Annotated in this window: 3 protein-coding genes and 4 pseudogenes; 1 reads left to right on the top strand and 6 read right to left on the bottom strand. The window is 51.9% G+C overall.

The genetic code is table 11. The features are described from left to right. The first annotated feature begins 2 nt into the window (after positions 1 to 2). Positions 3 to 128, top strand: coding sequence for a hypothetical protein (locus ACLRGG_RS21495; RefSeq protein ID WP_503827131.1), 126 nt, complete (start codon positions 3 to 5; stop codon positions 126 to 128). 43 nt (positions 129 to 171) lie between these two features. On the opposite strand, the gene ACLRGG_RS20970 is transcribed toward ACLRGG_RS21495, so the two are convergent. The 6 genes and pseudogenes from ACLRGG_RS20970 to ACLRGG_RS20945 form a co-directional block, all read right to left on the bottom strand. Next, positions 172 to 681: a DUF2247 family protein gene (locus ACLRGG_RS20970; RefSeq protein WP_416251535.1), complete on the bottom strand. Its 510-nt coding sequence runs from the start codon at positions 679 to 681 to the stop codon at positions 172 to 174. 1 nt (position 682) lies between these two features. Further along, positions 683 to 1,483 (bottom strand): annotated as a pseudogene (locus ACLRGG_RS20965) (VENN motif pre-toxin domain-containing protein); the annotation flags it as partial. Between the two features lie 844 nt (positions 1,484 to 2,327). Further along, positions 2,328 to 2,612 (bottom strand): annotated as a pseudogene (locus tag ACLRGG_RS20960) (type II toxin-antitoxin system RelE family toxin). Further along, the gene (locus tag ACLRGG_RS20955) at positions 2,602 to 2,844 is read right to left on the bottom strand and encodes a type II toxin-antitoxin system RelB/DinJ family antitoxin (protein ID WP_416251534.1); all 243 of its coding nucleotides are present in this window, start codon (positions 2,842 to 2,844) and stop codon (positions 2,602 to 2,604) included. Before ACLRGG_RS20955 ends, ACLRGG_RS20960 begins: the two are co-directional and overlap by 11 nt. A gap of 52 nt (positions 2,845 to 2,896) precedes the next feature. Continuing rightward, positions 2,897 to 3,253, bottom strand: a pseudogene (locus ACLRGG_RS20950) (tyrosine-type recombinase/integrase); the annotation flags it as partial. Beyond that, a pseudogene (locus ACLRGG_RS20945) lies at positions 3,247 to 3,777 on the bottom strand (CHC2 zinc finger domain-containing protein); the annotation flags it as partial. The pseudogenes ACLRGG_RS20950 and ACLRGG_RS20945, both read right to left, overlap by 7 nt. Positions 3,778 to 3,954: the final 177 nt, after the last annotated feature.

Below are 3,954 nucleotides of genomic sequence, written 5' to 3'. Positions count from 1 at the left end.
AGATGTGTATAAGAGACAGGATACAGGCCCTGCGCCAGCTCTGCCCGAAGCTCTCCGCCCGTAAGCAGCGCGAGCTGATGGACGTGATTCAGGTCATGGCCAGGCCTAAGAAGCGGAGCGCTGACTGACCTGACAGATAAAAAAATCCCAGCCGATAAGGGCTGGGATCTACTAACTATTAAATACAGCAGATTCTTTTTCTAAGTAATTTTTCCACTTATCCATTAAATAATCAATATTTTCCATCTGAGAATGCATTGATGGATCATATCCATCAGAAGGAGGCATATATTTAATAAAGCCCTCTATTTCATGCGGATAATCAAAGTCAGCATAAATAATTTCGACTTCAGCTAACGGTTCTTCAAAATTATTAAGATTATTCCAAAGCCAACTCAGAAGAATAAATAACCACTTTTGTTTTATCGCCGGATCATTTTCCTGCTCAAAATCCGAACATAGTTCCTTTAAAAAAGAGTCTACATGATCTGATTCACCAGGTATAACGAATGATAATTCAAGCTCAGCGTTAGTATAACTGCCTGTCAATACAATATTTTCTGCCTTTCTTATTGGCACATCCGAGGTAATGAGGTTATTTTCATAACCCCACTTTACATCGCACCATGAAAGACGAGTATTTTTTTCAATAAACTCAAAAGGTATTGGATATAAATTCATGTCATTTTACCTTCGGTGGCCGTTGGTTAGGAGTACCGGTAATGCTACCACCTTCAATAAATCTTTGATGTGTTACATTCCCTTTATTATCATAGATATATTCAAATATACCTTTCTTATTATTAAAGGAGCCTTCAGTTTGCAGTAATTTTCTTTCTATACCATCACCGCCTTTAATAGTGAAAACTTTTCCATCCATTAATTGTTCACGGCCCAGATAAATTGCGCCTCTATGAGTAGGGTCTGGTTTTAGCCCACTACCAATTCGATCAGCTTCAAGAATTTTATTAATAACCGAAGATTTTAACGCTGTTTCCACCATACCAGTGGTTTTCGCAACCACTTTCTCTGTCAGTACCGCGCCACCTTTTACCACTCCGGCGCCGCCAGCCAGCAATCCGGCTATATCCGTAACCAGCTTACCGCCTTCAACACCCGCATTAAACGACCCGCTGGCTCCGGCTTTCTGGTACTCCGTTTCCATCCGGTCAATGCGATTAAGATAGTCCTGCTTCACCGCCTCTGACACGTTACCCAGCACGTCACCGCTGTTAAACAAAGCTTTCAGCGCTTCATATGTTTCAACCGGGCTGCTGGCCGTTTTCACGATGCTGTCCACTGCATCATACAGTCCTGCCGGAACCCCGGCCACCATGCCTGCCGCAAAACTGCCATCCTGACCCAGGTCGATGGCCGGCCATTTCGCCTGCGTCTGTGCTTTACAGGCCACGGTCTGACAGGCGGCGATTTCCTTATCCTTCTGAGCCTTCTGTGCGGTGCTCAGATAATTATTCTCAACAACAACGTTATCTGGCGCACAACCTTCAGCCGTACAGCATTTTTCCCTGTTCTTTCCGTCAGTTACAGCCAGTTTTTCCTGTCGAACTTCCGGGGCCGCACCTTTTTTCCCCGACGCGCTTTTTCACCCCGGACACGCTACCGCCACGCCCTGGCATCCTGCCTGCACCCGCGTATGTTAACAGCATACCCACGCCTGTCATTACCGCTTTTCTGCGCGGCGGGAGCCGGGTCACAGCTTGCCTGTGACACGGTGAACCGTTTGCCGGGCGCGGGCTGGCGAAGCCCGCAAGGGCCGGAACGGCACCCTGTGGCACACCTGCATGACCGGGGTTTGATTTTGCATGACCACCACGGACCGGGGCGGGCAGCGGAAGCTGGCGAACGGGGAAGGAGCAACGAAGCTCAGCGCAGTGCGACCCCGTGCAGCCAGACGCAGCCGGGCGGGCATGAAGTTATTAAGCGGAGGCCGTCAGGCCGACAACGGCTGTGCCGTTTGCTGAACACGACTGAAGAGGAAGCGCCGCCAGGGACGGCGGCCCCACCCGGTGCTGAACGCGGGGGCGCACGACATAATGTGTATTATGCGATACGAGCCGCACGATGCGGCGACAGGGACATGCGGGGGCTGACCGGCGAGCTTCGCATAATACCCGCACATTATGTTTAATGGCCGGGCAGCGGCCACCCTGAACAGCCATATTGTGCCCGGCCCGTGCCGCTGCACGGCCATTTACCCCCGCGCACACCGGACGTGATGAAGGCAGATCGCGGCAGGGATGCCGCGCTCTGCCGCGCACGAACCCACGAACTGACTGGAAGCTTGCGGGCTGTCCGGCTCACTGCTTTCAGAGCCGTTTTCCGGCTTCACTGTAGGCGGCTGATTTTTCTCTTTTACCTATGGCTACAACGAACACCGTGATTTTTTCATCTCTGACCTGGTAAATAAGCCTGTAACCGGCAGATTTCAGTTTTATTTTATAACAGTCTTCGAGTTCTCTCAGCCTCGCTGACTCGACACGGGGGTTAACCAACACCTCTGCAAGCTTCTTTTTGAACTGTTAACGGATGGTCGCTCCCAGTTTCTTCCACTCTTTTAGCGCCCTTGGATCGAAGATAAGTTCATAGCTCATCCAGGCTAACCTTTATCCCGGCCTGCGGATCTGCCAGGCGCTTGCGTACCGTTTTTATCAGCTCGTCTTCAGCCGTGCTTATGGTAATCGTTTTCAGAGGCAACTTTTCGTTTTCTGCGATGTACTGGAACAGCTGCCTGACGGCTTCTGTCGGCGAGACGTTCAGCCGTTCCAGTACTGCATAAGCCTCATTTTTTAATTTATCATCCAGACGTACATTGACCGTTGCCATTTGATTACTCCGCATAAGATTCATGTAACGCATTTTAGCATCACATACTGCGTTACGCCTCGCTGTTTTTTTCAGTATATCCACATTCCGCCGGATGCGTACTCGCATGTACCGCCTGCAACGCACGGATACTCACCTGCGTGTAGATCTGCGTCGATTCAACGCTACGGTGCCCCAGCATCACCTGTATCCAGCGCAGGTCTGCGCCATTCTCCAGCATTTGTGTCGCCATCGCGTGCCGGAACAGGTGGCAGCTGCCCTTTTCGATGCCCGCCGCTCTGAGGTAAGGAACAACCGCCATCGTGATACCGCTGGCCGTCAGGCCCGCCAGACCATCCATCGCCAGGAACAGCGCTTCGCGGTCCGCTACGGCGAGGATTTCCGGCCTGACGTGGGCGAGGTACCCACGCCGGTCAACGCTTCAGCCACCGTTTCGGCCCCCCGATCCCCGGCCTCGTCCCGATCAAAGGCGATCATCACCCGCTTCACGCCGTGGTACTGCAGCGCCGCCAGGTGCTCCGCTGTAAAGCCGTTGACCCGGTAAGCGGCGATCACATTGCGGTAACCGGCGCACCAGAAGGTCATCGCGTCGATCAGCGCTTCGCACAGGATCACTTCTGAAGAGGCTTTCAGTGCGGAAGAGGCGGCAGACCCGGCGAACTCACGCAGCCGCAACACCGCTTTGGGCAGGGAGAAGTTTTCTGTCTTCATCATCCAGTCCACCACCGAACCTGCCGCGCCACAGCCGAAGCAGTGATACAGGTTTTTCTCCGGGCTGATAACCATCGAAGGGGTTTTCTCCTGATGGAACGGGCAGAGCAGCACCAGGTCACGCCCCTGTTTACGCAGCTTATGCCCCTGCGATTCAGCAACAGCTGCTAACGACACGCTGTGCTTTAACTCATCCAGTTCTCTCTGTGGGATGCGGGGCATATCAAGTTCCTTCTAAAAACCGTCAAGATTCATATTGGGGTCTTTTTATGGTTCCTGATATGATACATCAAGTCAAGCGATAAAAAAGGGAGGGTTATAGTGATGGCAGTAACCACAACTCTGGTGTTTCCTATGAGCTTTCCTGACCGCCTGACAGCATTTCGTAAAGAGCTGGGT

The sequence above is a fragment of the Erwinia sp. PPS120 genome (genome assembly GCF_047918655.1).
Classification (GTDB): domain Bacteria; phylum Pseudomonadota; class Gammaproteobacteria; order Enterobacterales; family Enterobacteriaceae; genus Erwinia; species Erwinia tasmaniensis_A.
This window is presented reverse-complemented; position numbering and strand designations above follow the sequence as displayed.

Coding starts and splice junctions, on each gene's coding strand:
- ACLRGG_RS21495 (WP_503827131.1), top strand. CDS start 3: ATGTGTATAAGAGACAGGATACAGGCCCTGCGCCAGCTCTGCCCGAAG.
- ACLRGG_RS20970 (WP_416251535.1), bottom strand. CDS start 681: ATGAATTTATATCCAATACCTTTTGAGTTTATTGAAAAAAATACTCGT.
- ACLRGG_RS20955 (WP_416251534.1), bottom strand. CDS start 2,844: ATGGCAACGGTCAATGTACGTCTGGATGATAAATTAAAAAATGAGGCT.